21 protein-coding genes, 4 tRNA genes and 1 pseudogene are annotated in these 24,685 nt (G+C 64.0%); 8 read left to right on the top strand and 18 right to left on the bottom strand.

The window, feature by feature from the left end; all coding sequences use genetic code 11:
• Window positions 1-6: 6 nt before the first annotated feature.
• A complete protein-coding gene (locus tag ACSQ76_RS09705) occupies window positions 7-1,176 on the bottom strand; it encodes a M20 aminoacylase family protein (protein ID WP_437156418.1) in 1,170 nt (389 codons plus the stop codon).
• 64 nt (window positions 1,177-1,240) lie between these two features.
• Here ACSQ76_RS09705 and mazG point away from each other — a divergent pair, with 64 nt between their 5' ends.
• Window positions 1,241-2,053, top strand: coding sequence for a nucleoside triphosphate pyrophosphohydrolase (mazG, locus tag ACSQ76_RS09700; RefSeq protein ID WP_437156417.1), 813 nt, complete (start codon window positions 1,241-1,243; stop codon window positions 2,051-2,053).
• Between the two features lie 2 nt (window positions 2,054-2,055).
• On the opposite strand, the gene ACSQ76_RS09695 is transcribed toward mazG, so the two are convergent.
• The 4 genes from ACSQ76_RS09695 to ACSQ76_RS09680 form a co-directional block, all read right to left on the bottom strand.
• Window positions 2,056-2,895 carry a DUF2189 domain-containing protein gene (locus ACSQ76_RS09695; RefSeq protein ID WP_437156416.1) on the bottom strand — a complete coding sequence of 280 codons (840 nt, stop codon included), beginning with the start codon at window positions 2,893-2,895 and terminating at the stop codon, window positions 2,056-2,058.
• A gap of 71 nt (window positions 2,896-2,966) precedes the next feature.
• Window positions 2,967-3,572, bottom strand: a complete 606-nt coding sequence (locus ACSQ76_RS09690; RefSeq protein WP_437156415.1) for an amidase family protein — start codon at window positions 3,570-3,572, stop codon at window positions 2,967-2,969.
• Complete coding sequence (locus ACSQ76_RS09685) at window positions 3,554-4,330, bottom strand: amidase family protein (protein ID WP_437156414.1); 777 nt, start codon at window positions 4,328-4,330, stop codon at window positions 3,554-3,556. Before ACSQ76_RS09685 ends, ACSQ76_RS09690 begins: the two co-directional genes overlap by 19 nt.
• Window positions 4,331-4,367: 37 nt before the next feature.
• On the bottom strand, window positions 4,368-5,222 hold the full coding sequence (locus tag ACSQ76_RS09680; RefSeq protein WP_437156413.1) for a hypothetical protein: 855 nt from the start codon (window positions 5,220-5,222) through the stop codon (window positions 4,368-4,370).
• A 75-nt stretch (window positions 5,223-5,297) separates the two neighbouring features.
• On the opposite strand from ACSQ76_RS09680, the gene ACSQ76_RS09675 reads away from it, so the two are divergent.
• Window positions 5,298-5,633: a DUF3140 domain-containing protein gene (locus ACSQ76_RS09675; protein WP_437156412.1), complete on the top strand. Its 336-nt coding sequence runs from the start codon at window positions 5,298-5,300 to the stop codon at window positions 5,631-5,633.
• Window positions 5,634-5,656: 23 nt separating this feature from the next.
• On the opposite strand, the gene prfB is transcribed toward ACSQ76_RS09675, so the two are convergent.
• The 3 genes from prfB to ACSQ76_RS09660 form a co-directional block, all read right to left on the bottom strand.
• On the bottom strand, window positions 5,657-6,781 hold the full coding sequence (gene prfB, locus ACSQ76_RS09670) for a peptide chain release factor 2 (RefSeq protein ID WP_437156411.1): 1,125 nt from the start codon (window positions 6,779-6,781) through the stop codon (window positions 5,657-5,659).
• An 87-nt stretch (window positions 6,782-6,868) separates the two neighbouring features.
• Window positions 6,869-9,391 carry a penicillin-binding protein 1A gene (locus tag ACSQ76_RS09665; RefSeq protein WP_437156410.1) on the bottom strand — a complete coding sequence of 841 codons (2,523 nt, stop codon included), beginning with the start codon at window positions 9,389-9,391 and terminating at the stop codon, window positions 6,869-6,871.
• 88 nt (window positions 9,392-9,479) lie between these two features.
• Window positions 9,480-10,691: an N-acetylmuramoyl-L-alanine amidase gene (locus tag ACSQ76_RS09660; RefSeq protein ID WP_437156409.1), complete on the bottom strand. Its 1,212-nt coding sequence runs from the start codon at window positions 10,689-10,691 to the stop codon at window positions 9,480-9,482.
• Between the two features lie 214 nt (window positions 10,692-10,905).
• Between ACSQ76_RS09660 and ACSQ76_RS09655 the strand changes: the two genes are divergently transcribed.
• On the top strand, window positions 10,906-11,658 hold the full coding sequence (locus tag ACSQ76_RS09655) for a DsbA family protein (RefSeq protein ID WP_437156408.1): 753 nt from the start codon (window positions 10,906-10,908) through the stop codon (window positions 11,656-11,658).
• A gap of 38 nt (window positions 11,659-11,696) precedes the next feature.
• Here the strand turns inward: ACSQ76_RS09655 and ispG are convergent.
• The 3 genes and pseudogenes from ispG to hemA form a co-directional block, all read right to left on the bottom strand.
• Window positions 11,697-12,829, bottom strand: a pseudogene (gene ispG, locus ACSQ76_RS09650) (flavodoxin-dependent (E)-4-hydroxy-3-methylbut-2-enyl-diphosphate synthase).
• 97 nt (window positions 12,830-12,926) lie between these two features.
• Complete coding sequence (locus ACSQ76_RS09645; RefSeq protein ID WP_437156407.1) at window positions 12,927-14,204, bottom strand: helix-turn-helix domain-containing protein; 1,278 nt, start codon at window positions 14,202-14,204, stop codon at window positions 12,927-12,929.
• A 138-nt stretch (window positions 14,205-14,342) separates the two neighbouring features.
• Window positions 14,343-15,566 (bottom strand): 5-aminolevulinate synthase, encoded by a 1,224-nt coding sequence (gene hemA, locus ACSQ76_RS09640; RefSeq protein ID WP_437156406.1) that lies wholly within the window; start codon window positions 15,564-15,566, stop codon window positions 14,343-14,345.
• 245 nt (window positions 15,567-15,811) lie between these two features.
• Between hemA and ACSQ76_RS09635 the strand changes: the two genes are divergently transcribed.
• Window positions 15,812-17,200 carry a dipeptidase gene (locus ACSQ76_RS09635; RefSeq protein ID WP_437156405.1) on the top strand — a complete coding sequence of 463 codons (1,389 nt, stop codon included), beginning with the start codon at window positions 15,812-15,814 and terminating at the stop codon, window positions 17,198-17,200.
• 3 nt (window positions 17,201-17,203) lie between these two features.
• Complete coding sequence (locus tag ACSQ76_RS09630) at window positions 17,204-18,070, top strand: alpha/beta fold hydrolase (protein WP_437156404.1); 867 nt, start codon at window positions 17,204-17,206, stop codon at window positions 18,068-18,070.
• Between the two features lie 13 nt (window positions 18,071-18,083).
• On the opposite strand, the gene ACSQ76_RS09625 is transcribed toward ACSQ76_RS09630, so the two are convergent.
• Together ACSQ76_RS09625 and ACSQ76_RS09620 are read right to left on the bottom strand one after the other, a co-directional pair.
• A tRNA-Asp gene (locus tag ACSQ76_RS09625) sits at window positions 18,084-18,160 on the bottom strand.
• Window positions 18,161-18,186: 26 nt separating this feature from the next.
• Window positions 18,187-18,263, bottom strand: a tRNA-Asp gene (locus ACSQ76_RS09620).
• Window positions 18,264-18,564: 301 nt separating this feature from the next.
• Between ACSQ76_RS09620 and ACSQ76_RS09615 the strand changes: the two genes are divergently transcribed.
• A complete protein-coding gene (locus ACSQ76_RS09615; RefSeq protein ID WP_306130899.1) occupies window positions 18,565-19,293 on the top strand; it encodes a hypothetical protein in 729 nt (242 codons plus the stop codon).
• Here ACSQ76_RS09615 and ACSQ76_RS09610 read toward each other — a convergent pair.
• Window positions 19,276-19,962, bottom strand: coding sequence for a hypothetical protein (locus ACSQ76_RS09610; RefSeq protein ID WP_437156403.1), 687 nt, complete (start codon window positions 19,960-19,962; stop codon window positions 19,276-19,278). The genes ACSQ76_RS09615 and ACSQ76_RS09610 overlap by 18 nt on opposite strands.
• Window positions 19,963-20,126: 164 nt before the next feature.
• A tRNA-Val gene (locus tag ACSQ76_RS09605) sits at window positions 20,127-20,202 on the bottom strand.
• A gap of 216 nt (window positions 20,203-20,418) precedes the next feature.
• On the opposite strand from ACSQ76_RS09605, the gene ACSQ76_RS09600 reads away from it, so the two are divergent.
• Window positions 20,419-20,775: a hypothetical protein gene (locus ACSQ76_RS09600; RefSeq protein ID WP_437156402.1), complete on the top strand. Its 357-nt coding sequence runs from the start codon at window positions 20,419-20,421 to the stop codon at window positions 20,773-20,775.
• A 23-nt stretch (window positions 20,776-20,798) separates the two neighbouring features.
• On the opposite strand, the gene ACSQ76_RS09595 is transcribed toward ACSQ76_RS09600, so the two are convergent.
• A tRNA-Val gene (locus ACSQ76_RS09595) sits at window positions 20,799-20,873 on the bottom strand.
• A 110-nt stretch (window positions 20,874-20,983) separates the two neighbouring features.
• Window positions 20,984-21,349 carry an HU family DNA-binding protein gene (locus ACSQ76_RS09590; RefSeq protein WP_437156401.1) on the bottom strand — a complete coding sequence of 122 codons (366 nt, stop codon included), beginning with the start codon at window positions 21,347-21,349 and terminating at the stop codon, window positions 20,984-20,986.
• Window positions 21,350-21,475: 126 nt separating this feature from the next.
• Here ACSQ76_RS09590 and ACSQ76_RS09585 point away from each other — a divergent pair, with 126 nt between their 5' ends.
• A complete protein-coding gene (locus tag ACSQ76_RS09585; protein ID WP_437156400.1) occupies window positions 21,476-21,676 on the top strand; it encodes a hypothetical protein in 201 nt (66 codons plus the stop codon).
• A 166-nt stretch (window positions 21,677-21,842) separates the two neighbouring features.
• Here the strand turns inward: ACSQ76_RS09585 and lon are convergent, their stop codons facing one another.
• Entirely contained in the window at window positions 21,843-24,254 is a 2,412-nt protein-coding gene (gene lon, locus ACSQ76_RS09580; RefSeq protein WP_306130894.1) for an endopeptidase La, read from the bottom strand.
• Window positions 24,255-24,685: the final 431 nt, after the last annotated feature.

The raw sequence follows: 24,685 nt of genomic DNA, 5'->3' as shown, positions 1-24,685 counted from the left end.
CCCTCGTTATCCGTTCAGCGGCTGCGCCCGCTCCACCAGCCGGGCAAAAAACGACGCGCCGACCGGCGCCACCGCGTCGTTGAAATCGAAACCTGGATGATGCAGCGCCGGCCCCTCGCCCTGTCCCAGGAATAGATAGGCTCCCGGCCGCGCGTTCAGCATGAACGCGAAATCCTCGGCCCCCATCTCGCGCTGCCGGTCGGTCTGCACCATGTCGGCACCCGACACCTCGCCCGCCACTTCGGCGGCAAACGCCGTCTGGTCGGCATGGTTCACCGTCGCCGGATACCCCACCTCGATCCGCAGGGCCGCCTCGACCCCATAAGAGGCCGCCTGCCCCGCGATGATCTCTTGCAACCGCGTATGCACCATCCGCTGCACGTCCGGGGCAAAGGTCCGGATCGTGCCGTTCACATAGGCCGTCTCGGGCACGATATTCTCGGCGCTGCCGGTGTGGATCTGCGTCACCGAAACGACCAGATCCTGCAGCGCGTGATGGTTGCGGCTGACGATCGTCTGGATCGCCTGCACCATCCCCGCCGCCGCCACGACCGGATCGCGCGTGTGATGCGGAAAGGCGCCGTGCCCGCCCTGCCCGGTGATGTCGATATGGAACGTGTCCACCGCCGCCATGATCGGCCCCGGCGTGGTTGCGAACCGCCCTTCGGCATCGCCCGGCATGGTGTGCAGCGCATAGACCTGTTCGATCCCGAACCGCTCCATGATGCCGTCCTCGACCATGATGCGCCCGCCGCCCGGCCCCGCCTCCTCGCTGGGCTGAAAGATCAGCGCGACACGGCCTTTGAAGTTGCGCGTCTCGGCCAGGTACCGCGCCGCGCCCAGCAGCATCGTCGTATGCCCGTCATGTCCGCAGGCATGCATCGCCCCCTGCGTCTGCGAGGCGTAGGGCACGCCGGTCGTCTCCTCGATGGGCAACGCATCCATGTCCGCGCGCAGCCCGATGGTCGGCCCCGGCCCATGCCCCTCGATCACCGCGACGACGCCACTTTGCGCAATGCCGGTCTCGATCTCGCTGATCCCGAACTCCCGCAACCGCTCCACCACGAAAGCCGCGGTCTGATGACAGTCGAACCCAAGCTCTGGCCGCTGGTGCAAATGCCTGCGCCACACGGTCATGTCCTCGGCAAATCCCGCGATCCGGTTGATGATGGCCAAGCGTCTGGACTCCCGTTTGCTCTGCGGTCAGGGTCCACTCAACGCCAGAACGAAGGAGGGTGCAATGCCCGATGACCTGATCCACGACCCAAAGGGCGGGATGCCCCGGCTGCGCGCGATCATGCGCGCACTCCGCGATCCCGAAACGGGTTGCCCGTGGGACATCGAACAGGATTTCGGCACCATCGCGCCCTACACCATCGAGGAAGCCTTTGAGGTCGCCGACGCCATCGAGCGCGGCCAGTGGTCCGAACTGCGCGACGAGCTTGGGGACCTGCTGTTGCAGGCCGTGTTCCACGCCCAGATTGCCGACGACAAGGGATTGTTCGACTTCGACGACGTGGCAAACGGCATCGCCGACAAGATGGTCGCCCGCCACCCGCATGTCTTTGGCGACGAGAGCCGCGACAAGTCCGCTGAGCAACAGACCCACGACTGGGAAACCGTCAAGGCGGCCGAGCGCGCCGCCAAGGCCCAGACCGGCGTTCTGGATGGCGTCGCGGTCGGCCTTCCCGCCCTCATGCGCGCGGTCAAGCTTCAGAAACGCGCGGCGCGGGTGGGCTTCGACTGGCCCGATGCCTCGCACGTGCTCGACAAGATCACCGAGGAAGCCCACGAGCTGCAAGAGGCCGCCGAAACGCTCGGCCCGGACGAGGTCGAGGAGGAATTCGGCGATCTGCTGTTTGTCATGGCCAACCTCGCCCGGCACATGCAGGTCGACCCCGAACAGGCCCTGCGCCGCGCCAACGCCAAGTTCACCCGCCGGTTCGAGCGGATCGAGGCGTTGCTGGCCGACAGGGGCAAGACACCGCACCAGTCCGACCTGTCAGAAATGGACGCGCTCTGGAACCAGGCCAAGACCGAGGAAAAAGCCTGAGGTCAGGTCGCGGTCGCACCGTCCCGATCCTTGCCGAAATCGGCATCCGCGGTTTCCGCTCCGGCGGCCACGATCTGCCGGTAAAGATGCCACGTCCCGTGCCCCAAGAGCGGCAGTACCACGAACAGCCCCAGAAACGCCGGCACCAGCGCGGCAAAGGTCAGGGTCGCGACCAGTGCGGCCCATCCCAGCATCGGGCCGGGGTGGCCTGCCACCGTCTGGATACTGGTGATCATCGCGGTCACGAAATCGATCTCCCGGTCCAGCAGCAGCGGCAGGGCAATCACCGTCATGGAATAGAGCAGCAGCGCAAAGCAGGCCCCCACCGCGCCCCCGACGGCCAGCATCGTCAGCCCCTCGCGCGTGAGATAGATGTCATAGGACGTGGACACGTTGGTCATGGTCGAAAAGCCAAGGAAAAGGGCAAAGATCATGTGCGCCAGGAAGAACCAGAACAGGAAAACCACGATCACGACCGCGCAGATCGACGGCAGTTGCCGGTGTCTTTGGTCAAAGATCACCCCCAAGACCGCCGAGGCGTTCAGCGGATCGGCCTCTTCCAGCCGGCGGCTGACCTCGTAAAGCCCGACCGCGGCGAAGGGACCGATCAAGGGAAAACCGACCGCCGCGAAGACCAGCCAGTAGGTCTGTCCCGTCGCCCAGGTGACCCAGATCATGAACCACCCGACCACGACATAGACACCCGCGAACAGTACCGCGAAGCCCGGCGCGCGCCGCATGTCCTGCCAACCCCGGCCAAGTGCCGTGCTCAGCATGTCCCAGGTGACATCTCCCAACGGCGGAACGCCGAGGGGTTGCGCCGGCCTCTCGCTTTCTGCCATCGCGTCCTCCCTTGGCTGATTAGCTTACCGCCCCGACGGACCCCGACAAAGCCCTATCTTGCCCCGCCCCGTCACAGCGCCGGCGGGCGCGCCCCGGGCCAACGGGTTTCGCGGTGATACGCCTCGGCCAGGTTCAGCAGCATCGCGTCATCGCCATGCCGCCCGATCAGCTGCAAGCCCATCGGCAGCCCCTGCGCCCCGAAACCCGCAGGGACGGCCACGGCGGGCAGGCCCAGAAGGCTGGCGGGAATCACCACCTCCATCCACCGGTGATAGGTGTCCATCGACGTACCGGCGATGCTCTTCGGCCAGTCCAGGGTCTTGTCGAAGGGCCAGACCTGCGCGGTGGGAAGCGCCAGCACGTCGAAGTTCCCGAAAAACGCATCAGCCGCCCGCAGCCAGTCCGAGCGCACGCAGCTGGCGGCGTGGACGTCAAGCGCCGACAGGGCCCGGCCCCGCTCGACCTCCCAGATCGCCTCGGGCTTTAGATGGCCGCGCAGGACGTCATCCTCGTACATCTCCGACAGGTCCGCGGCGATGCTCCAACTGCGCAACGCGGTCCAGGCGTACCAGAGCGCATCGCGGCTGAACGGCGCTCCGGGGCGATCCACGGCGCACCCGATCCGGCCAAATACGTCCAGCGCCGCCTCGCACACGCTCAGTATGCCATCTTCCATCGCCAAGGCCGCATCCCAGTCGGCCAGCCACGCCACACGCAGTCCGGCGGCGTCGCCATCCAACGCACCGACAGGTGCGAATGCCGGCCCCGGCAGCCCCCCGTCCGCGGCGGGCTCATCACGTCGAGCAACAGCGCCAGATCGACAGGACACCGGGCCATCGGGCCATTCGTGGACAACCGGTGCAGGAATACGTCACCGTCCGCCCCGCCCGGCACCCTGCCCCAGCTCGGGCGCATCCCGTAGACGTTGTTCCACCCCACCGGGTTGCGCAGGCTGCCCATCATGTCCGAGCCGTCGGCAATCGACAGCATCCCGGCCGCCAGCGCGACGGCGGCCCCGCCCGACGAGCCACCGCAACTGCGCGACAGATCATACGGGTTCGCGGTGACCCCGTGGACGGGGTTGTAGGTATGACTGCCCAAGCCGAATTCGGGCGTGTTGGTCTTGCCGATGACGATCGCCCCGGCTTGGCGCAGCGCCGCCACATGCGGGCTGTCCGCAGCCGCGATACGGCCCGCAAAGGCCGGCGAGCCTTGGCTGGTCGGCAGACCCTTCGCGTCGGCAAGGTCCTTGATCGCGATCGGCACTCCGTGCAGCGGGCCCGCGGGCTCCGACCTGTCCGCTTCCCGCGCCTCGGCCAGAAGCTCTTGCGCGCCGCGCATAGACACCACCGCATTCAGCGCACCGTTGACCGCCGCGATCCTGTCCAGCGTAGCCTCCATCAGCGCTTCGCAGCTCAGGCGCCCGTCGCGCATGAGACGCGCCTGTTCGGCGGCACCCACTGAGACCGCGTCACTCGACATGGGAGCAGATCGGCGGTCGAGGTGTACCGCGCTGCGTGGCCGTGACCCCCTCGATCCAGCCCGCCCCGATGGAAAGCAGCAGGACCTCCATCATCGTCCACTGGTTCACCGATTCCCCCTCGGTGGCATTCGACAGGACCTGCGCAACTTCTATCGTGACCGGATTGGCGTTCGGTGCGCAGGTCACCCGTTTCGCGTTCTCTCGCACGATCGTATCGAAATGCTCCAGCATCAGGGTCTGGCTACGCCGGATCGCCTCGATCTGGGGAACCTCCGCGCAGGCGCCGGTCAGCGCCTGAAACCCGGACGGTGTGCGCAGCGGATCATCGGAAAAGAACGTCACGCGCCCGCTGCGTACGCCCTGCGCGATCATCTCGAGATAGGCGACGGCCGCCGCATCGGGGCTCAACCCCTCCAGCGCGACCAGATCGTTCTGAATGCCTTCGCTGGCGATGAAGCACCCGTGTTCCCCGACCTCCGCGTTCGCGTCGACGCCACTGACATGACGCTGAACAAGAGGGCTTTCGATGTCGTAGGTGCTTTCGATTTCCGGCGGAAGGATGGTGCAGATCTCCGCCCCAAGAACGATCCAATCGCCCTGCCGCTCGGCCTCACGTGCCTCCAGCGCGGCTTCGGCATAGGCGCTCAGTTCATCAAGCCGGTTCTGCGGCGCACCGTCAGCGGCCATGACGTCCTTCGGGCCAACCACGCAGCCATGGTTCGCCAGAAGCTCACCGGGCGCGTCTTCCTGCGCGCGCAAGCCACTTGCGGCCAGCGTCACCACGAAGCCCGTTGCGATGCCCCTCGCCAGCGCGCGCGCGGTCCGGTCCGGAACATCCCGCATTGCGCCTCCTTTCCGGCATGAAACCATTTCACGACCGGACGGTTATGACTGAAACCACATCGAGGAGACAACCCCTTGACCACATCGAAATCCCGCGAAGAGGTCTGGGACGAATGGCGCGACCTCGTCAACATGGCTCCCAAGGAGCTCGAGGATTGGCTGGAAACGGAAGAATCCCGCGAAGTCGGAGACAGCGACTCCGGTGAAAGCACCGGCCACCAGTCCGGTCGCCGCATCAATACCATCCTGCATACCAACAAGGATGATCTCTCGGATGCGGACTGGTCGCACATGGCCAAGGTGACCGGCTACATCAAGCGCCACCTGGCACAGGGCGGTCCCGACAGTGACGTCGAAAGCTCGAAATGGCGCTACTCGCTGATGAACTGGGGCCACGACCCGCTGAAGTGACACCTCGCGCCGCAGGGCAGGATCTAATCTTCCTGCGCCTCGGCCCGCGACTTGCCCGACACGTCCAGCGCTAGGGTGGCGGCCATGAACGGATCAAGATCACCGTCGAGAACACCCTTGGTGTCGCTGGTCTCATGTCCGGTCCGCAGGTCCTTGACCATCTGGTAAGGTTGCAGGACGTAGGATCGGATCTGGTTGCCCCACCCCGCGTCGCCCTTGGCCTCGTGCGCGGCGTTGATATCGGCGTTCCGCTTGTCCAGCTCCAGTTGGTACAGCCGCGATTTCAGCGCCTTCATGGCGATATCGCGGTTCTGGTGCTGCGACTTCTCCGAGCTGGTCACGACGATCCCCGTGGGATGGTGCGTGATCCGCACCGCCGAGTCTGTCTTGTTCACGTGCTGCCCACCCGCGCCGGAACTGCGGTATGTGTCGATGCGGATGTCGTTCGGGTTCACCTCAATCTCGATATTGTCGTCGACCACCGGGTAGACCCAGACCGAGCTGAAAGACGTGTGCCGCTTGGCCGCCGAATCGTAGGGCGAGATGCGCACCAGCCGGTGTACGCCCGATTCCGACTTCAGCCAGCCATAGGCGTTGTGCCCGCTGATCTTGTAGGCCGCCGACTTGATCCCGGCCTCGTCGCCCGGCGTCTCGGATTGCAGTTCGACGCTATAGCCATGCTGCTCGGCCCACCGCACATACATCCGCGCCAGCATGTTGGCCCAGTCACAGCTTTCGGTACCGCCCGCGCCGGCGTTGATCTCCAGAAAGGTGTCGTTGCTGTCGGCCTCGCCGTTCAAGAGCGCCTCCAGCTCCTTCGCGGCAGCCTTCTTGCCCAGCCGCCTGAGGCTCTCCTCGGCCTCTGCCACGACATCCTTGTCGTCCTCCATTTCGCCCAGCTCGATCAGGCCGGTGTTGTCCTCCAACTCCGCCTTGATGGAATCGTGCGTCTCGATGGCGTCCACCAGCGCCTGGCGCTCGCGCATCAGCGCCTGCGCCTTGGCCGGGTCGTCCCACAGGTTGGGGTCCTCGACGCGGGCGTTGAACTCCTCCAGCCGGTGCTGCGCGGTCTCCCACCCCATCCGCTGGCGCAAAAGCTCCAGCGAGGTTTCGATCTCTGAAACAAGTGTCTGTATCTCGGCGCGCATTTTGGCGATGTCCTTGGGTCTGCTCAGGGCTTGGTGATATCAAGGCCCTTCGCCGCGGACAAGATCACGCGCGCGCTGGCCGGCCCGTCAGTACAGGCCGCCCGAGCTCATGTTGCCGAAGCTGGATTTCTGCCCGACCTGCGCCTTGTCCCCGGTCGAGGTCGTGACCTCGCGCACCTGTTCGGTCTCGCCGGCCTGGAACAGGTCGAAATCCCCGCCCATCGCATAGCCGCCGTCGAACATGATACCAAAGAGCGGGTCTTCGCCCTCGCGGAAACATTCCGAAACCACGTTGGACCCCGATGCCCCGTCGGGCAGGCGCGACCCGGAGTAACGGTCGATATTGATGAAATCGCAGCCCTCGGGCACCTTGAAATCCGTGCCACCGTATTTCTCGATCGCCTTTTCCATGAACGCCTGGAAGACCGGGCCGCACATGGACGAGCCATAGGCGCCCCGGCCCATGCCGCGCGGCTGGTCGTAGCCGATGTAGCACCCCGCCGCGATGGTCGATGAGAAACCCACGAACCAGACGTCGCGCGCATCGTTGGTTGTGCCGGTCTTGCCCGCGATCGGCACCGGCAGGTTGATCGCTCCACGCGCCGTACCACGGTCGACCACACCCTGCATCATCGACGTCAGCTGATAGGCCGTGACCGGGTCCATCACCCGTTCGCGGTTCGATACGATCCGCGGGCTGCGCGACCGCGGAATACCGGGATCGTTGCAATCGGTGCAGTCGCGCGCATCGTGGCGATAGACGGTCCGGCCATACCGGTCCTGCACCCGGTCCACCAGCGTCGGCTGCACCCGCTCGCCGCCATTGGCGAACATCGAATAGGCCGCCACCATCTTATACAGCGTGGTCTCCTCGGACCCCAACGCGTTTGCCAGGAACGGCTTCATGTCGTCGTACACACCGAATTTCTCGGCATAGCTTGCCACCGTCTCCATACCGACCTCTTCGGCCAGCCGGATCGTCATCAGGTTCCGCGACTGCTCGATGCCGGTCCGCAGCGGCGTGGGCCCGTAGAACTTGTTCGACGAGTTCTTCGGCCGCCACAGACCCTGCGGCGTGTTGATCTCGATCGGCGCGTCCACGACGATCGTCGCTGGTGTATACCCGCTGTCCAGCGCCGCGGCGTAAACGAACGGCTTGAAGCTCGAGCCCGGCTGCCGCTTGGCCTGCGTGGCGCGGTTGAACACCGAATGCTGATAGGAAAACCCGCCCTGCATCGCCAGCACGCGGCCGGTATTCACGTCCATCGCCACAAAGCCGCCCTGCACTTGCGGAACCTGCCGCAGCGTCCAGCGGATGAAGCTGCCGTCGCTGTCGGCCGTCATGCGGCGCACATGCACCACCTCGCCGCGCTCGAACGTCTCCTGAAAGTTGCCGGGCAGCCACGCGATATCGTCGCGCGGAACCACGTGCGGCTCGGCCTCGGTTTCCTCGACGCCTTCGATGCCCAGACGCATCTGCTGGTCCCCGATCTCCAGGATCACGGCGGGGTACCATGTGCCGTCCAGCTTGATATCGCGGGCCACCTTCGTATCGGCCAGCGCGGCACGCCAGGCCTCTTCGCTTTCCAGTGCCTCTTCCGGCAGGGTCTTGCCCGTGCCGCGCCACCGTCCCGTGCCACGATCATAGGCTTCCAGCTGTTCGCGCAGGGCTTCGGCCGCGATACCCTGCAATTCGCGGTCGATCGTGGCCCGCACGGCCAGCCCGCCCGAAAAGAATTCGCCCTCGCCGAAATTCTGGCTCAACTGCCGGCGGATCTCGTCGGTGAAATAGTCGCGGGGCGGCAATTGCGCCGAAAACGGCTCGAAATCGCCGTTCTGCACCGATCTCAGCGGCTGCTCCACCTCGCTCTCGTAGCGCGCCTCGTCGATGTAGCCGTTCTCGTACATTTCCTTGAGCACGAAATTGCGACGGGTCAGCAGCCGCTCGCTTTCGCGCACCGGATGATAATCGGAAGGTGCCTTCGGCATGGAGGCAAGAAACGCCGCCTCGTGGGGCGCCAATTCGCGCAGGGGCTTGTTGAAATAGGTCTGCGCCGCCGCGGTCACGCCATAGGAGTTCTGGCCCAGGAAGATCTCGTTCATGTAAAGCTCGAGGATATCTTCCTTGCTCAGCGTCTCCTCGATGCGCGTGGCAAGGATGATCTCCTTGATCTTGCGCTCGATCCGCCGGTCGCCGGACAGCAGGAAGTTCTTCATCACCTGCTGGGTGATGGTCGACGCGCCGCGCACGTTGCGCCCACGCGACCGCACCGCCTCGACGACCGCCGCCGCGATGCCGCGCGCGTCATAGCCCGCGTGGCTGTAGAAATTCTTGTCCTCGGCCGAGATGAACGCCTGCTTCACCAGGTCGGGAATGTCCTCGGCCGGGGTGAACAGCCGCCGCTCGCGGCTGAACTCGTCGATGATGCGCCCCTCGCCCGAATAGATCCGGCTGATCGTCGGGGGCGTGTAGTTCGCCAGGCTCTCGTGGCTCGGAAGGTCCTTGCCATAGATGTGAAACACCGCACCGATAGACAGCGCGATCACCACGACGACAAGCGTCACGAGGCTGAAGATGGTGCCAAGGAAGGTGGTGATGGGTCTCAGCAATGGAAAGGTCCTTTTACAGTCGCCCTCATATATGCGTGGCCGCAAAGCACGTCAAAACACATTCCCGCGCGGGGCGGCCGTAGGCGTCTCATTGCCGCACCAGTTCGGCATTGGCCGCATCGGCCAGCCGCCAGGCGACGACCGCATCGCTGACCGCCTGCGCCATCCGGTCCCGCCAGGCCTTGTCGGCGATGTTCGCGCGGTCGCGGTCGGAACTGAGAAAGCCCACCTCCAGCAGCACCGATGGGATATCCGGCGACTTCAGCACCGAGAATCCGGCCATCCGCATGGGCCGCGAATTCAGCGGCAGGCCGTTTTCCCGAATCCCCAGCTGGATCGCCTTGGCAAGTTGGCTTGCGCGGGGGTGCGTTTCCAGCCGCGCCAGGTCCATCAGCACGTCGGCAACCACGTCATCCGAGCCGGTCAGGTCGATCCCGGCCAGCAGGTCGGCCCGGTCATGCCGCTCGGCCAGCGCCTCGGATGCCTTGTCGGAGGCGCTGTCGGACAGGGTATAGACGGTCGCCCCATGCGCCCGCCCCTCGCTCAGCGCATCGGCGTGCAGCGACAAAAACAGGTCCGCATCGACCTGGTGCGCGATGGCCACTCGCCGCTCAAGCGAGACGAAAATGTCATCCTCGCGCGTCAGAACCACCCGGATATCGGCGTCGCGCAAAAGGACATCCTTCATCTCCCGCGCCAGCGCCAGCATCAGATCCTTCTCGGCCAGCCCGTCCTTCTCGGCGCCTGGGTCGATCCCGCCATGGCCCGGGTCGATCACCACGGTAAAGGGTTTGTCCGCATCCTTCTCCGGCCGCTCCAGACCAGAGGCCTTGCGCAGGTCCCACCCCGGCAGGTCCGGCGCGCCCGAGGCCGCCGCAAACGCCTCTGCCGAAACGCCCTCCATCTCGATCACCAGCCGTGCGGTGCCGGTTTCCGCGTTCAGCGCCATATCCGCACCCTCGATGGCATAGGGCCCCGCAAGCGCCACGACCATGCGCGACCAGCCGGGCTGAAACGAGCCCACGCGCACCTCCTGCGCCCGTTCCGCCATGTCCAGAAGCGCGCCGTCTACGCCGCGCCAGTCCACTTCGCGGAAATCCACCACCAGCCGCTCTGGCGCATCCAGCGTGAACACCCGCCACGGCACGCCCTGGCTCAGCGCAAGTTCCAGCACCAGCCCCTGACGCGTATCCGCCAGGCGCGATCCCTCCATGTCGACACGCGCCAGCCCGCCAAAGGACTGCGCGGTCGCCCCCATCGCCCAAAGGCACATCATCAAAGCCAGAAATACCCGGATCATACTGCTCTGCCGCTTTCATCGGTCTTGTTGAACGCCACCTTACACCAGCCACGGCGATTCCCACAGCCCGGTTTTTGCCGCTCTTACGGTACGTCCGGAACCCCAAGGGCCTCCGCGCCCGTTCATCACGATCCGGGGATCGGGCCTCTATCGCCTTGACGTCGCCTCCGCGAAACCCGACACATGCCACGTCTTACGTACAGGAGAGCCCCGGATGATCCGCCCCCTTGTCTCAGCAACCGCCCTGACCCTGGCGTGCGCCCTGCCCCTCAACGCGCTCGACCTCGACGCGATGTCCGACGCGGAACGCGCCGCCTTTCGCGAAGAGGTTCGCGCCTATCTTCTGGAAAACCCCGAAGTGATCATGGAGGCCGTCTCGGTCCTGGAACAGCGCGAGGCCGAGGCGCAGGCGCAGAACGACCAGGATCTTGTCGCGGCCAATTCCGAGGCGCTCTTCAACGACGAAACCTCGTGGGTCGGCGGCAATCCCGAGGGCGATATCACTTTGGTCGAGTTCATCGACTACCGCTGCGGCTACTGCAAACGCGCCCACCCCGAGGTGACGAACCTGCTGGAAGAGGACGGCAACATCCGCTTCATTCTCAAGGAGTTTCCGATCCTTGGCGAACAATCGGTGACGGCCTCGCGCTTTGCCATCGCCACGCGGCAGGTCGCCGGGGACGAGGCCTATCACTCCGTCAGCGAGGCACTCATCGCCTATTCCGGTGACATCACCGAACCGGCGCTGCGCCGGATCGCCGAACCCCTGGACCTCCCGGTCGACGAGATCATCGCTAAAATGGGCAGTGCGGATGTGTCCGCAGTGATCGAGGAAAACCACGCCCTTGGCCGTGCCCTTCAGATTTCCGGCACGCCGTCCTTCGTGATGGAGAACCAGATGCTGCGCGGCTATGTCCCGCAGGAAGAAATGGAACTGATCGCCGAGGATATCCGCAACGGCGGGTAACCGCGCGAAGTCCCCCGCGCAAGCCGCTGAAACAAAGCTTATTCCGCGGCTTGCGTGTCTTTCGCCTCGGCGGCTTCCAGTTCGGCGGCCTTCTTCTCGACCTCCTCGACGATATGCTTGATCATCTGGTCGTTGGACATCTTGTGGCTCGCCTTGCCAGCCAGATAGACCATGCCGCTGCCCGCGCCGCCGCCGGTGAAACCGACGTCGGTCATAAGCGCCTCGCCCGGCCCGTTGACCACGCATCCGATGATGCTCAGGCTCATCGGCGTCTTGATGTGCTCCAACCGCTCTTCCAGCGTTTCCACCGTCTTGATCACGTCAAATCCCTGCCGCGCGCAGCTGGGGCATGAAATGATATTGACCCCGCGATGCCGCAGGCCCAGCGACTTCAGGATCTCGTAGCCGACCTTGACCTCCTCGACCGGATCGGCGGACAGGCTGACGCGGATCGTGTCGCCGATGCCCATCCACAGAAGGTTGCCAAGACCGATGGCGCTCTTGATCGTGCCCGAGGTCAGCCCCCCGCCTCTGTAATGCCAAGGTGGATGGGCGCGTCCGTCGCCTCCGCCAAGGCCTGATAGGCGGCGGCGGCCATGAAGACGTCCGACGCTTTGCAGCTGATCTTGAACTCGTGAAAGTCGTTGTCTTCCAGAACCTTGATATGGTCCAGCCCGGATTCCACCATCGCCTCGGGCGTCGGTTCCCCGTATTTCTCCAGCAGGTGCTTTTCCAGCGAGCCGGCGTTCACGCCGATACGCATCGAACAGCCGTGGTCCCGCGCCGCGCGAATGACCTCGCGCACGCGGTCCTGACTGCCGATATTGCCGGGGTTGATGCGCAGGCAGGCCGCGCCCGCCTCCGCCGCCTCGATACCGCGGCGATAGTGGAAATGAATGTCCGCCACGATCGGCACCGGGCTTTCGCGCACGATTTCCTTCAACGCGCGGGCCGAATCCTCGTCCGGCACGGACACGCGCACGATATCGGCCCCCGCATCCGCGGCGGCCTGCACCTGCGCGATCGTGCCGGGGATGTCCGTTGTCGCCGTGTTGGTCATCGTCTGCACGCTGATCGGCGCGTCGCCCCCGACGGGGACGTCGCCCACCATGATCCGGCGGCTTGTTCGACGGTAGATGTTGCGCCAGGGACGAATATGGTTCAGTGACATCCGTTCGCTTTCAGCCAGTGTCGCGGGTCACCCCGAACGTAGGGAGACACAAGGTCGATGACAATGCGGTCGTGGTGATTTGCCGAAACGACCCCGGTCAATCCTGGATCGGTATCTCGGCGCCAGCCTCAAGCTCGGCGACATAACGCGACAGGTCCTGGTCCGCCTCGAGATTCGCCACCGGAAGGGCATCGGCCAGCATCTGCGAATCCAGCGGCAGGCCCGATGTCACCTGGCCGCGCTGTCCCGCGGGGCCGTGATGCACACCGTTCACCGCGAAATAGATCGCGCCGCTTTCGCCGATCCGGATCGTCGGCGCCCCTTCCATCACGGGCACGTCCCAGGTGTCGCCGGCATTCATGATCGTCTCGTAGATCACGCTGCCGTCCGGCGCCTGCACGCGCACCCATGCCGGGCGCACCGCGACCATTTTCACGCCGGCAGGTTGCTCGGCCAGAACCTGCGGGCTCTGACGCGGCTGCTGGCTCTGCGCCGGCTCGGTTTCAGCGACCTGGGTCGCGCCCGCCGTTGCCGAGGCATAGTCGGGCGACGTGCGGTCCGCCTCCGGCAGATCGCCACTGAACGCCCCCATTTCCGCCGGGTTCAAGGTCGAGATCGGCGCATCCCGCGCAATCATGACCGGAACCTCCAGCGCCTCGGGACGGTACAGCCGGTCCAACCGCTCGTCCCGCGGTGCGTTGAAGACCGAGGCGGTCGTCGCGGGATCGTTCTCCCGCGTGGCGCCGTCGGCGCCCGATGCCGGCACGGCCCCCTCGAGAGGATCGAGGTCGCTCAGCACGGCAGGCGTGTTCTCGACCGGTGCGAACTGCACACGCTGCACTTCTTTCAGAACGCTCCATCCGCCATAGCCAAGCCCGCCGATCAGCAAGCACAGCACCATGACGGATCCGATAGCGCCCGGTTCGATCCGCGCCAGGAACGACTCCGTCGCCGGCACGAAAGGCGTCTTCGGAAGGGCTATGGGGTCTTCCTTGCGCGGCTGACGGCGCAGCGGGCCGGCATCCGCGCGGCGAATGCTGCTGGCCTCGGCCGACATGCCGTGGGCGATGGAAAAACCGCTTTCGGCGCAGAACCCCGCAAAGGCGCGGTCCGGGTCCATGTTCAGGTAACGGGCATAGGACCGCACGTAGCCGGGAATGAAACCGGGCGTGTCGAACGCATCCGGATCACAATTCTCGATGGCGGCGATGTAGGACGCCTTGATGCGCAGCTCGCGTTCGACATCCAGAAGGGATTTGCCGATGGTGGCGCGTTCCCCGCGCATCAGGTCACCAAGGCGCAACTCAAACGCGTCAAAGCCGCGCGGCTCGACCTCATGCTCTTCCGTAGTCCGCTTGGATCGGAACCCTATCATCAGGTCCTGCCCTCTAACTTCGTGCCTGCGCTTTCCCTGCGCGCGATCCCCGCTTGTGCGGGCTGTCCGATCTGCGCGCTGCCCTTTTTCTTTACGCTGTTTTACCACAGCGCAAGAAACAATGCACCTTCGGTTAGGTCAGGCAGTCAATTCGGCACGATTCAGCGCGCAATGGCTCCAAAGTTCATCCATTGCGTTAACGAGGTGATCCATCTCGCGCGGCCCATGCACCGGCGATGGCGTGAACCGCAAACGCTCGGTGCCGCGCGGCACGGTCGGGAAGTTGATCGGCTGCACGTAAATGCCATACCCGTCCAGCAGCATGTCCGACAGTTGCTTGGTATGGACAGGGTCACCGACGATGACCGGCACGATATGCGTGCCATGGTCGATGATCGGCAGGCCCAGCCCCTTCAGCCGCAGTTTCAGGATACCGGCCTGGGTCTGGTGCTGCTCGCGCAGCGCCTGGTCGCGCTTGAGATGCGCCACGGATGCCGCGGCGCCCGCGGCAACCGCCGGCGGAAGCGAGGTCGTGAAGATGAAGCCCGGCGCATAAGACCTTATGGCGTCACACATTTTGTCGCTGGCGGCAATATAGCCCCCCATCACGCCAAAGGCCTTGGCCAGGGTGCCGTTGACGATGTCGATCCGGTGCAGCAGACGGTCCCTTTCGGCCACGCCGCCGCCACGCGGACCGTACATGCCCACTGCATGCACCTCGTCCAGGTAGGTCAGCGCGCCGAACTCGTCGGCAATGTCGCAGATCGCCTCGATCGGCCCGAAATCCCCGTCCATCGAATAGATCGACTCGAAGGCGATCAGCTTCGGCGCCGCCGGGTCGTCCGCCGTCATCATCTCGCGCAGGTGGTCCAGATCGTTGTGCCGAAAGATCCGCTTGGCCCCACCATTGCGGCGGATGCCCTCGATCATCGAGGCGTGGTTCAGCGAATCCGAATAGATGATCAGCCCCGGAAACAGCTTGGGCAGCGTCGACAGCGTCGCGTCGTTCGCGATATATGCCGACGTAAACAGCAGGGCTGCCTCTTTTCCGTGCAGATCTGCAAGCTCCTCTTCCAGTCGCTTGTGATAGATCGTCGTACCCGAGATGTTGCGTGTGCCGCCCGATCCCGCGCCGGTGGCGTCCAGCGCCTCGTGCATCGCTTCCAGCACGACGGGATGCTGACCCATCCCCAGGTAATCATTGCCGCACCAGACGGTGATCGGCTGCTCCGTCCCGTCGGGCCGTTTCCAGATCGCGTGCGGGTACTGGCCATTCGTCCGCTCGATGTCGATGAAGGTACGATAGCGACCTTCCTCGTGAAGTCGGTTCAAAGCAGCATCGAGCTGGGCAGTATAATCCACGCGGATTCCCTCCTGGCAGTCTGACGAGGCACGGCACGGAGGCATCCAGCTTCGCCCTTGGTGCGCCGGATATAGTTTTAAGGCTTCCCGCGCAACAGGTTACAAATTGCCACGCCCCCGCGCCCGTGGCAACCGCGCCACGCCCCTCCTTTGGTCGCAACCGCGCCCGCCCGCCCGATCCCGCTGGACAGTGCGGCGGGCGATGCTAGGGTCCGCGCAACACATTCCCATACCGGAGTTCGCGCATGTCCCTCGACGCCATTCTCACCCGCATCGACGCCCAGCTTCCCGATGCGATGGACCGCCTGATGGAGCTTCTGCGCATCCCCTCCATTTCCACCGACCCGGCGTTCAAGCAGCCCACCGAAGATGCCGCCGACTGGCTGGTCTCCGACCTGCAAAGCCTTGGCGTCAAGGCCGAGAAGCGCCCGACCACCGGCCATCCCATGGTCGTCGGCCATGTCGACGGGCCCAAGGACGGCACCGGCCCGCATCTTCTTTTCTACGGTCACTATGACGTTCAGCCCGTCGATCCGCTCGATCTGTGGAAGACCGATCCCTTCGAGCCGGAACTACAGGACACGCCTGCAGGCAAGGTGATCCGCGGCCGCGGCGCCTCGGACGACAAGGGCCAGCTGATGACCTTCGTCGAGGCCTGCCGCGCCTACAGGCACGTCACCGGCGAGATGCCCTGCCGCATCACCTTCTTCTTCGAGGGCGAAGAGGAATCGGGCTCGCCCTCCCTCATCCCCTTCATGAAGGAAAACGTCGAAGAGCTTCAGGCCGACCTTGCGCTGATCTGCGACACCTCCATGGTGGCCCCCGGCGTGCCTTCCATCGCCTCGCAACTGCGCGGCATGATGAAAGACGAATTCACCATCCACGGCCCCCGCATCGACCTGCACTCGGGACACTACGGCGGCCCGGCCCTCAACCCGCTGCGGGAAATCTCGCGCCTCATTGCCTCCTTCCACGACGACACCGGCCGCGTCGCCATCGACGGCTTCTATGACGGCGTGCGAGAGGTCCCGGCAGAGCTGCTGCGCCAATGGGAAGGCTGCGGCTTCGATGAGAAAGAATACCTTTCCTCTGTCGGCTTCACCCGTCCCCATGGCGAAGAGGGCTACAGCGCCCTCGTCCAGCAATGGGCACGGCCCACGCTGGAAATCAACGGCCTCTGGGGCGGCTACCAGGGCGCGGGCACCAAGACGGTCATCCCCGCCGAGGCGCATTGCAAGCTGACCTGCCGGCTGGTCGACGACATGGACCCCGACGCGCTGCGGATGAAGATCCGCAAACATGTCGAGGATCGCCTGTCGCCCGACGCACGCGTCACCTGGAACGACGATCTCGACGGCTCTCCGGCGGCGGTGATGAACACCTCCCGCCCCGAATTCGAGGCCGCCCGCCAGGCGCTCTCCGATGAATGGAACCGCGAGGCGGTGTTCGTCGGCATGGGCGGCTCGATCCCCATCGCGGGTTTCTTCAAGGAAATCCTGTCGCTCGATTCCATGCTGATCGGTTTCGCCCAGGAAGACGACGCCATCCATTCGCCCAACGAGAAATACAACGTCGAGAGCTTTCACAAGGGTATCCGCAGTTGGGCACGCGTGCTCGACCGGCTCGCCCGCTAGGCCGTGCCCATTCCGGGCTTTCGCCACGCGACCGCTCAGGTCAACGGCATCCACATCGCCTACAGCACCGGCGGCTCCGGCCCGCCGCTGCTGCTCCTGCACGGCTTTCCCCAGACCCACGCGCTCTGGGCCCGCGTGGCCCCGGCGCTGGCCGAGACCCACACCGTCATCTGCCCCGATCTGCGCGGCTATGGCGACAGCGCGAAACCGCAGGATGTCTCCGCCTGCAGCTTCCGGGAAATGGCGCGCGATCAGACGGCGCTGATGTCCGGCCTCGGACATACGCAGTTCGCGGTGGCCGGGCACGACCGTGGCGGTCGCGTGGCGCACCGGCTTAGCCTCGACGCACCCGACGCCGTGACCTCCCTGTGCCTGATGGACATCGTCCCCACCCACACGCTCTTGACGGAACTGCGGATGGACGTGGCGCAGGCCTATTACCACTGGTTCTTCCTCGCCCAGCCCGGCGCCCTCATAGAGGACATGATCGCCGCCGATCCCGACGCCTATTTCCACTCCTGCCTCACCGGCTGGGGCGCCGCCGACCTGTCGGACTTCGATCCCGATCAGCTGGCCGCCTATCGCGACAGCTGGCGCCGGCGCGACACGATCCGGGGCATGTGCAACGATTACCGCGCCGCCATCGCCCATGACGTGCACCACGATGCAGACGACCTGGAATCGCGCATCGCCTGCCCCACCCTGATTCTCTACGGTCGCGATGGCGCGATGGCCCGCGCCTACGACGTCCCCGCGACCTGGGCCCCGAAATGCATCGACATGCGGGCCGATACCGTTCCGGGCGGACATTTCTTCATCGACACCAGCCCGGACGCGACCATTTCGCGGCTTCGGCAATTCTTCTGCTGAGTTCTGGGGGAACTGGCGCGGTTGACGGGGCTCGAACCCGCGACCCCCGGCGTGACAGGCCGGTACTCTAACCAACTGAGCTACAACCGCGCAAAGGTCGTACTATTCTGCAGCAGTGGCGCGGTTGACGGGGCTCGAACCCGCGACCCCCGGCGTGACAGGCCGGTACTCTAACCAACTGAGCTACAACCGCCCGCTGCAGGCCCGGAGGCATGCCCCGAGCGTGAGGTGCTGTTTAGGCGGCGTGGCCCGCCCCGTCAAGCGCTCACCGCGTCAAAAGGTCAGGTTTTTCAAACGCACTGCCAGCAACGGTTTCGCCGCGTTTCGTGACGTTGCGTCAGGCGCGGGAAACAGTGTTTTTCTTCGAAATCACATGCGCAAACGCCAGCGGTTCGGGCTAAATACTTTACTGGTGAACTGTCAATCGCTATTTGACGTGAGTGCAATCGACCTCTTATAAGTGACCGACGATCCGTAAAACAGGATTTTGCCCCGTGCTTGATTTCCATGACCGCCTGAAAACGTACATCAAGGGTTCGTCTTACGATTACAAAGGCCTGTCGCTCGAGATCGGTCAGGGCGAACGCTACATCTCCAACCTGCTGTCCTCGAAAAGTGACCCGGGCTACTCCAGCGTCGTGAAAATCTGCTCCGCCCTGGGGATCACGCCGAACCAGATCGCGGGTCTCAACGACCAGATCACCCTGGCCGGGGGCGAGGTCGACAATCGGATCGTCACCGCCCAGGCCGAGAGGATCCTGACCTCCGTCACCCGTGAAGCGCACCGCAAGCTGTCGCAACGCGGCGCCCGTCCGCTGCTGGATGACGTCTTGACCTGGTGGCACCAGCAAGCCGGCGTGCTGACGAATTTCGACACGCTCAGCGAACATGTCGATCTCTACCTGGCCCCGGACGAGCACTCCCGTCTGCCCGAGCCTTACAAGATCGGACATCAGAGCCTCGCCGCCGAAAGCTTTGGCATCCAGACGGCAGAGCACCTGCGCTATCTCTTCACCACATTCGACGACAAGCTCTGCGAAAGCGTCCGCCTCGCCCATGTCGAGACCACCAAGGGCGATCCGAAGCTGACGATCGAAGAGATCGACGTCATGCTGCCCGGTCACAGCTTCCCGCTGCGCTTCACCTACAAGCGGCTGCTTCTGCCAGTGCGCGACGCGCAGAACAACAATTACGTGCTCAACTACTCACAAGCTCTCGAGTGAGCCGGCGTAATACGCCATCATGTGCGCCAGATGGTCCGACGACAGCGCCACCAGCCATTCGTTGTCCCCGCGTCCGGGCGGCGCCGGATCGGCCCATTTCGCCACTCCCGGCACCTGTACCGTAAACCCGTATGTCGTGGCGAACCCGGCCATGACGTCGCGGTCGCGCATCATCGCATAGGTCCAGTCCACCGGCCATTTGCTGGCGATACAGCAATGCAGCAGCAACATCAGGTGGCGCAGTCGCTGCCGCGACCCGCGCTGACCCGGGGCCACGAACAGCTCTCCGATATAGGCCATGCGCCCGTGAAACCCCGGCGGAAGAGCTGTGGTGAACTTGACCAGCGTGTCGCCTGACGGGTGCGGGTAATGCCGGCGCATCGTGCGGCGCATGTAGTCTCCCATGTTCTCGCGGCCGACGTTGTCGTACCGCGTCGCAACCGCGGCAACGAACGTTTCGCCCTCCCAAAGCACCAGCCAGAAGCCCGACGTTTCGGAAAAGTCGTTGTAATGCGCGGACAGCTTCGCGGTGACGCTGGTTTTACCGTGCGCACGGACCAGCTGTTCCACCTCTTCAAAGTCCGTCACCGTCTCGATCCGGTACCCATGCCGGCTCAACCCGTCGATACACGCGCCACCTACCTTGATCAGATCAAGTGAATTCAGCATCTGGCTTTGGATCCCCTGCGCCGACCGTCATCCCCGCGCCAGGTCGGACCTGGCCGCACAACATGGTTAACAGCCGATTATGCAGGTTGGAATGACTCCGATCCTTAAAAACGGCATGTTTCCACTACCGAAACAGTCACGGCACCGCAGGCGGACGGGCAGAATGGTGGGCGGTGAGGGACTCGAACCCCCGGCATCTTCGGTGTAAACGAAGCGCTCTACCAACTGAGCTAACCGCCCCTCGCCGCGTTCCTCTAGCAACAGCTTCGGCGCCTTGCAAGACAGATTGCTCTGCCAATTGCCCTGAGGATCGGGTCCGCGGAACGGAACCACTCGTGCGAAAGCTGTTTTACGGCAACAACGATCTTCAATTGCCTCGAATGCGCAGGAAAAGATTTCCGGACTGCCCACGAAAATGGCTACCTTGCGCTCCAGACCGGCAAGAACCTCTTGAGCATGGCACCGATCCTTTTGACCGCCGCAGTGCCCGCGGCCCTGTTTCTTTCCTTGGCACTGCTTCCCTACGGGCGCCCGGCCCTGTTGGCTGGCCTGGTCGCGGCTGGCGTGCTCTTGTGCCTTTGGCTGGGCCACTATCTCGATCTACTGGGGTTCGCGGGACGTGGCGAGGATCGGATGCAAATCCGGGTGTTCCTGATGCTCTTGGCGCTCAGCCTCGCTTGGTTCCTTGCCACATCGCTTCAGGTCATGCGCCGCAGCTTCCCCCGCCACTGGCCAGGCTGGAGCTGGCCCGCAGTCGTCATCGCGACGCTGCTGGTGATCAGCTTCGGCATCTGGCGGATGTCGTCACTCTGACACGGCCGGCAAAAGGCGGGAAATGGTGGGCGATAGAAGATTCGAACTTCTGACATCTTCGATGTGAACGAAGCGCTCTACCACTGAGCTAATCGCCCGCCGGAGCCGCTGTTTAGCGTCCCTTTCGCCCCTGTGCAATAGCAAAGCGGCAACGGAAACCGGATTGCAGTCCTGCCGCTTCCGATGCCCCCGAAGACCGGCGAAAGCGTCAGCTTTCCCCGGACGTTGCCTCGGATTTGCTCTGACGGATCTTGGCAACCGTGACGCGGGCGTTGCCCACGTCTTTCTGCCGGTTGATCTTCACCTTGCCCAAAGGCTTGATGTTCAGCCCGCGCCCTTCCAGGAATGCGTCGCCCAACACGTCCAGCATGGCGTCGACCACCGGTTTGACCTTGTTCTTGTTGAGACCGGCGCGGTCTGCAACGAGTTGAAGGAACTCCGGTTTCTTTATTTCCGTGGACAGGATATCCGCACCGGCGGTTTCGGTGACGATTTCCAGGTCCGGCTTGGGCGTTGTCTCCGTATCCTTGTTGGACGTCCCTGTTTTCGAACTGGTGGAGCTGCGCGATGCCATTCTGGGCCTCTTTCCATGAAATTTTGCCACAAGGTACCTGAAATCAGGGCGATTGCTACCGAAGAGTTGACCTTTGGTCAGGTTCGACGCATAAACTTTCGCGATATGAAATAAAGGGATTTCAAAGTGACTAAAATCCTTCTCGCAGCCGCCTTCGCATCGCTTGTTTTCATCGAACCCGCCGTCGCCGGAAACCTGTCGGACCCCGTTCTCGATCAGCAGATCGTCATGGACGCCGCGGTCGAGGATTCCACGGCCAAGGTCGACATATTGATGATAACACTGCTCTACGTCTTCTTCATCGCCGCCGCGGGCGGCGCGTTCTAGGGCCAACCTACACAGGCATCTGCAAATCCTCAGCGTTCGCAGCGCGGAGGGCCATGTTGACCTCGGTCTTCCACCAGCGGCAACGCTGATCGCCTGAAGTTCGTGCTGTGGAATCAGAAAGGCGCCCGACACTGCGGGCGCCTTTCTTGTTTCTGCGTGGCGAGGATCAGTGCGTTACCGCCCCTGCCCCGTCATCACCGGACTTTCGCGCGGCTTCCGCTGCCGCCGCCTCCTCGGCGGCTTCATCCCATTCCACGGGTTCCGGCGCTTCGACCAGGGCGAGCCTGAGCACGTCGCTGACATGTTCGACGGGCACGATCTCCAGACCTTCCTTCACGTTGTCCGGAATCTCGGCCAGGTCCTTCTCGTTTTCCTGCGGGATCAGAACTGTCTTGATCCCACCGCGCAGGGCCGCCAGCAGCTTCTCCTTCAGTCCGCCGATGGCCAGCGCGTTACCACGCAGCGTGACCTCGCCGGTCATGGCGATATCCTTGCGCACCGGGATGCCGGTCAGCACCGACACGATCGACGTCACCATGGCAAGACCCGCACTGGGGCCGTCCTTGGGCGTGGCCCCCTCGGGCACGTGCACGTGAATGTCCCACTTCTCGAACCGCGGCGGTTTGACCCCGATCTGAGGGCTGATCGACCGGACATAGGAAGATGCCGCATCGATCGATTCCTTCATCACGTCGCCCAGCTTGCCGGTGGTCTTCATCCGGCCCTTGCCCGGCAGGCGCAGCGCCTCGATGTTCAGAAGCTCGCCACCCACCGACGTATAGGCCAGCCCGGTGACGACACCCACCTGGTCCTTCTCCTCGGCAAGGCCATAGCGGAACTTCTTCACGCCCAGGAACTCGTCGATATTCTCCGATGTCACGTCGACGCGCTCGGCCTCTTTCTTGATGATCTTGGTCAGCGCCTTGCGGCAGACCTTGCTGATCTCGCGTTCTAGGTTCCGCACGCCCGCCTCGCGGGTGTAATGCCGGATGATCGCCGTCAGCGCAGAGTCGTCCAGGCTGAACTCCTTCTGCTTCAGACCGTGGTTCTTGATCTGCTTGGCCAGAAGGTGCTGCTTGGCGATCTCGCGCTTTTCATCCTCGGTGTAGCCGGCCAGCGGAATGATCTCCATCCGGTCCAGAAGCGGCCCCGGCATGTTGTAGGAGTTCGCCGTGGTCAGGAACATCACGTTGGACAGGTCGTACTCGACCTCCATGTAATGGTCCACAAAGGTGCCGTTCTGCTCGGGGTCCAGAACCTCCAGCATGGCCGACGCCGGGTCGCCCCGGAAATCCTGGCCCATCTTGTCGATCTCGTCGAGCAGGATCAGCGGGTTCGTCGTCTTCGCCTTCTTCAGCGACTGGATGATCTTGCCCGGCATCGAGCCGATGTATGTCCGGCGGTGACCGCGGATCTCGGATTCGTCGCGCACGCCACCCAGGCTGATGCGGATGAACTCGCGGCCCGTCGCCTTGGCAACCGATTTACCCAAGGACGTCTTGCCCACACCCGGCGGGCCGACAAGGCACATGATCGGGCCCTTCAGCTTTTTCGAGCGCTGTTGCACCGCAAGGTACTCGACGATCCGCTCCTTGACCTTCTCCAAGCCATAGTGGTCGGTATCGAGGATGTCCTGCGCCCGGCCCAGATCCTTCTTCACGCGGGATTTGGTGCCCCACGGGATCGACAGCATCCAGTCCAGATAGTTGCGCACCACCGTGGCCTCGGCGCTCATCGGGCTCATGTTCTTGAGCTTTTTCAGTTCGCCCTCGGCCTTTTCGCGCGCTTCCTTTGACAGCTTGGTGTTCTCGATGCGCTCTTCCAACTCGGCAATCTCGCCTTCGCCGTCCTCGCCATCGCCCAGCTCCTTCTGAATGGCCTTCATCTGCTCATTCAGGTAATACTCGCGCTGCGTCCGCTCCATCTGGGACTTCACGCGCGTCTTGATCTTCTTCTCGACCTGCAGAACGCTCATCTCGCCCTGCATCAGGCCATAGACCTTCTCAAGCCGCTCGCTGACGCTCAGCGTCTCCAACAGCTCCTGCTTCTGCCCCACTTCGATGCCCAGATGCCCCGACACCAGGTCGGCCAGCTTGGCTGCATCCTCGGCCTCGGTCACGGCGGCCAGGGCCTCTTCGGGGATGTTCTTCTTGACCTTCGCATAGCGCGCGAACTCGTCGGACACCGTGCGCAGCAGCGCCTCGATCGTCGCGGCGTCGCCCGGCATCTCGGCCAGGTACTCGGCCCGCGCCTCGAAGAAATTCTCGTTTTCCAGGTACTCGGTGATCTTTACCCGCGCCACGCCTTCGACCAGCACTTTCACCGTGCCGTCGGGCAGTTTCAGCAGCTGCAGCACATTGGCCAGCACGCCGGAATTGTAGATCCCGTTCGCAGCGGGGTCGTCCTCGCCCGGGTCGATCTGGCTCGACAGCAGGATCTGCTTGTCGTCCTGCATCACCTCTTCCAGGGCGCGCACGGATTTGTCGCGGCCCACGAACAGCGGAACGATCATATGGGGGAACACGACGATATCGCGCAGCGGCAGGACCGGGTAAGAGGCGTTGAGAGGTTCTTGCATGCTCGTTTTCCTGTATTGGCAAGAAGGCTCCGGTCCCGACATCGCGGCAACCACCGGCCTTCTCCGTTTCGATAAGGTTAATCTGGGCACTCACGGTCCAGTTTCAACCTCGGCCCCCTGCGGGCTGAGCCCAGCATGCCCCGCACCCCGGACAGGCACAAGCACCAAATATACGCATTGTTAACCGACGCGCCCCGACCACTGGGGGGCGGCGACCCGCTTGAACCGTTCAGCCAAGCAGGCTGGCAGCCAGAAGTGCGACAGAGGCCCAGCTCAAGGTGAAAATCGTAAAAGTCATGTGATCGCGTCCCATCCTGCACATTTTCGTGATGGAGATAGGTCGCGCCACGTCCTGCTTGGGTTCAGAAAAAAACCGAACGGGGATGGGCACGCCGCGCGTCATGCGGCCGGCAAGGATCACGTCATGCCGT

The organism is Roseovarius sp. B08 (assembly GCF_051417955.1).
Classification (GTDB): domain Bacteria; phylum Pseudomonadota; class Alphaproteobacteria; order Rhodobacterales; family Rhodobacteraceae; genus Roseovarius.
Note: the sequence above shows the minus strand (reverse complement) of the source record. Positions and strands in the feature narration are given on the sequence as shown.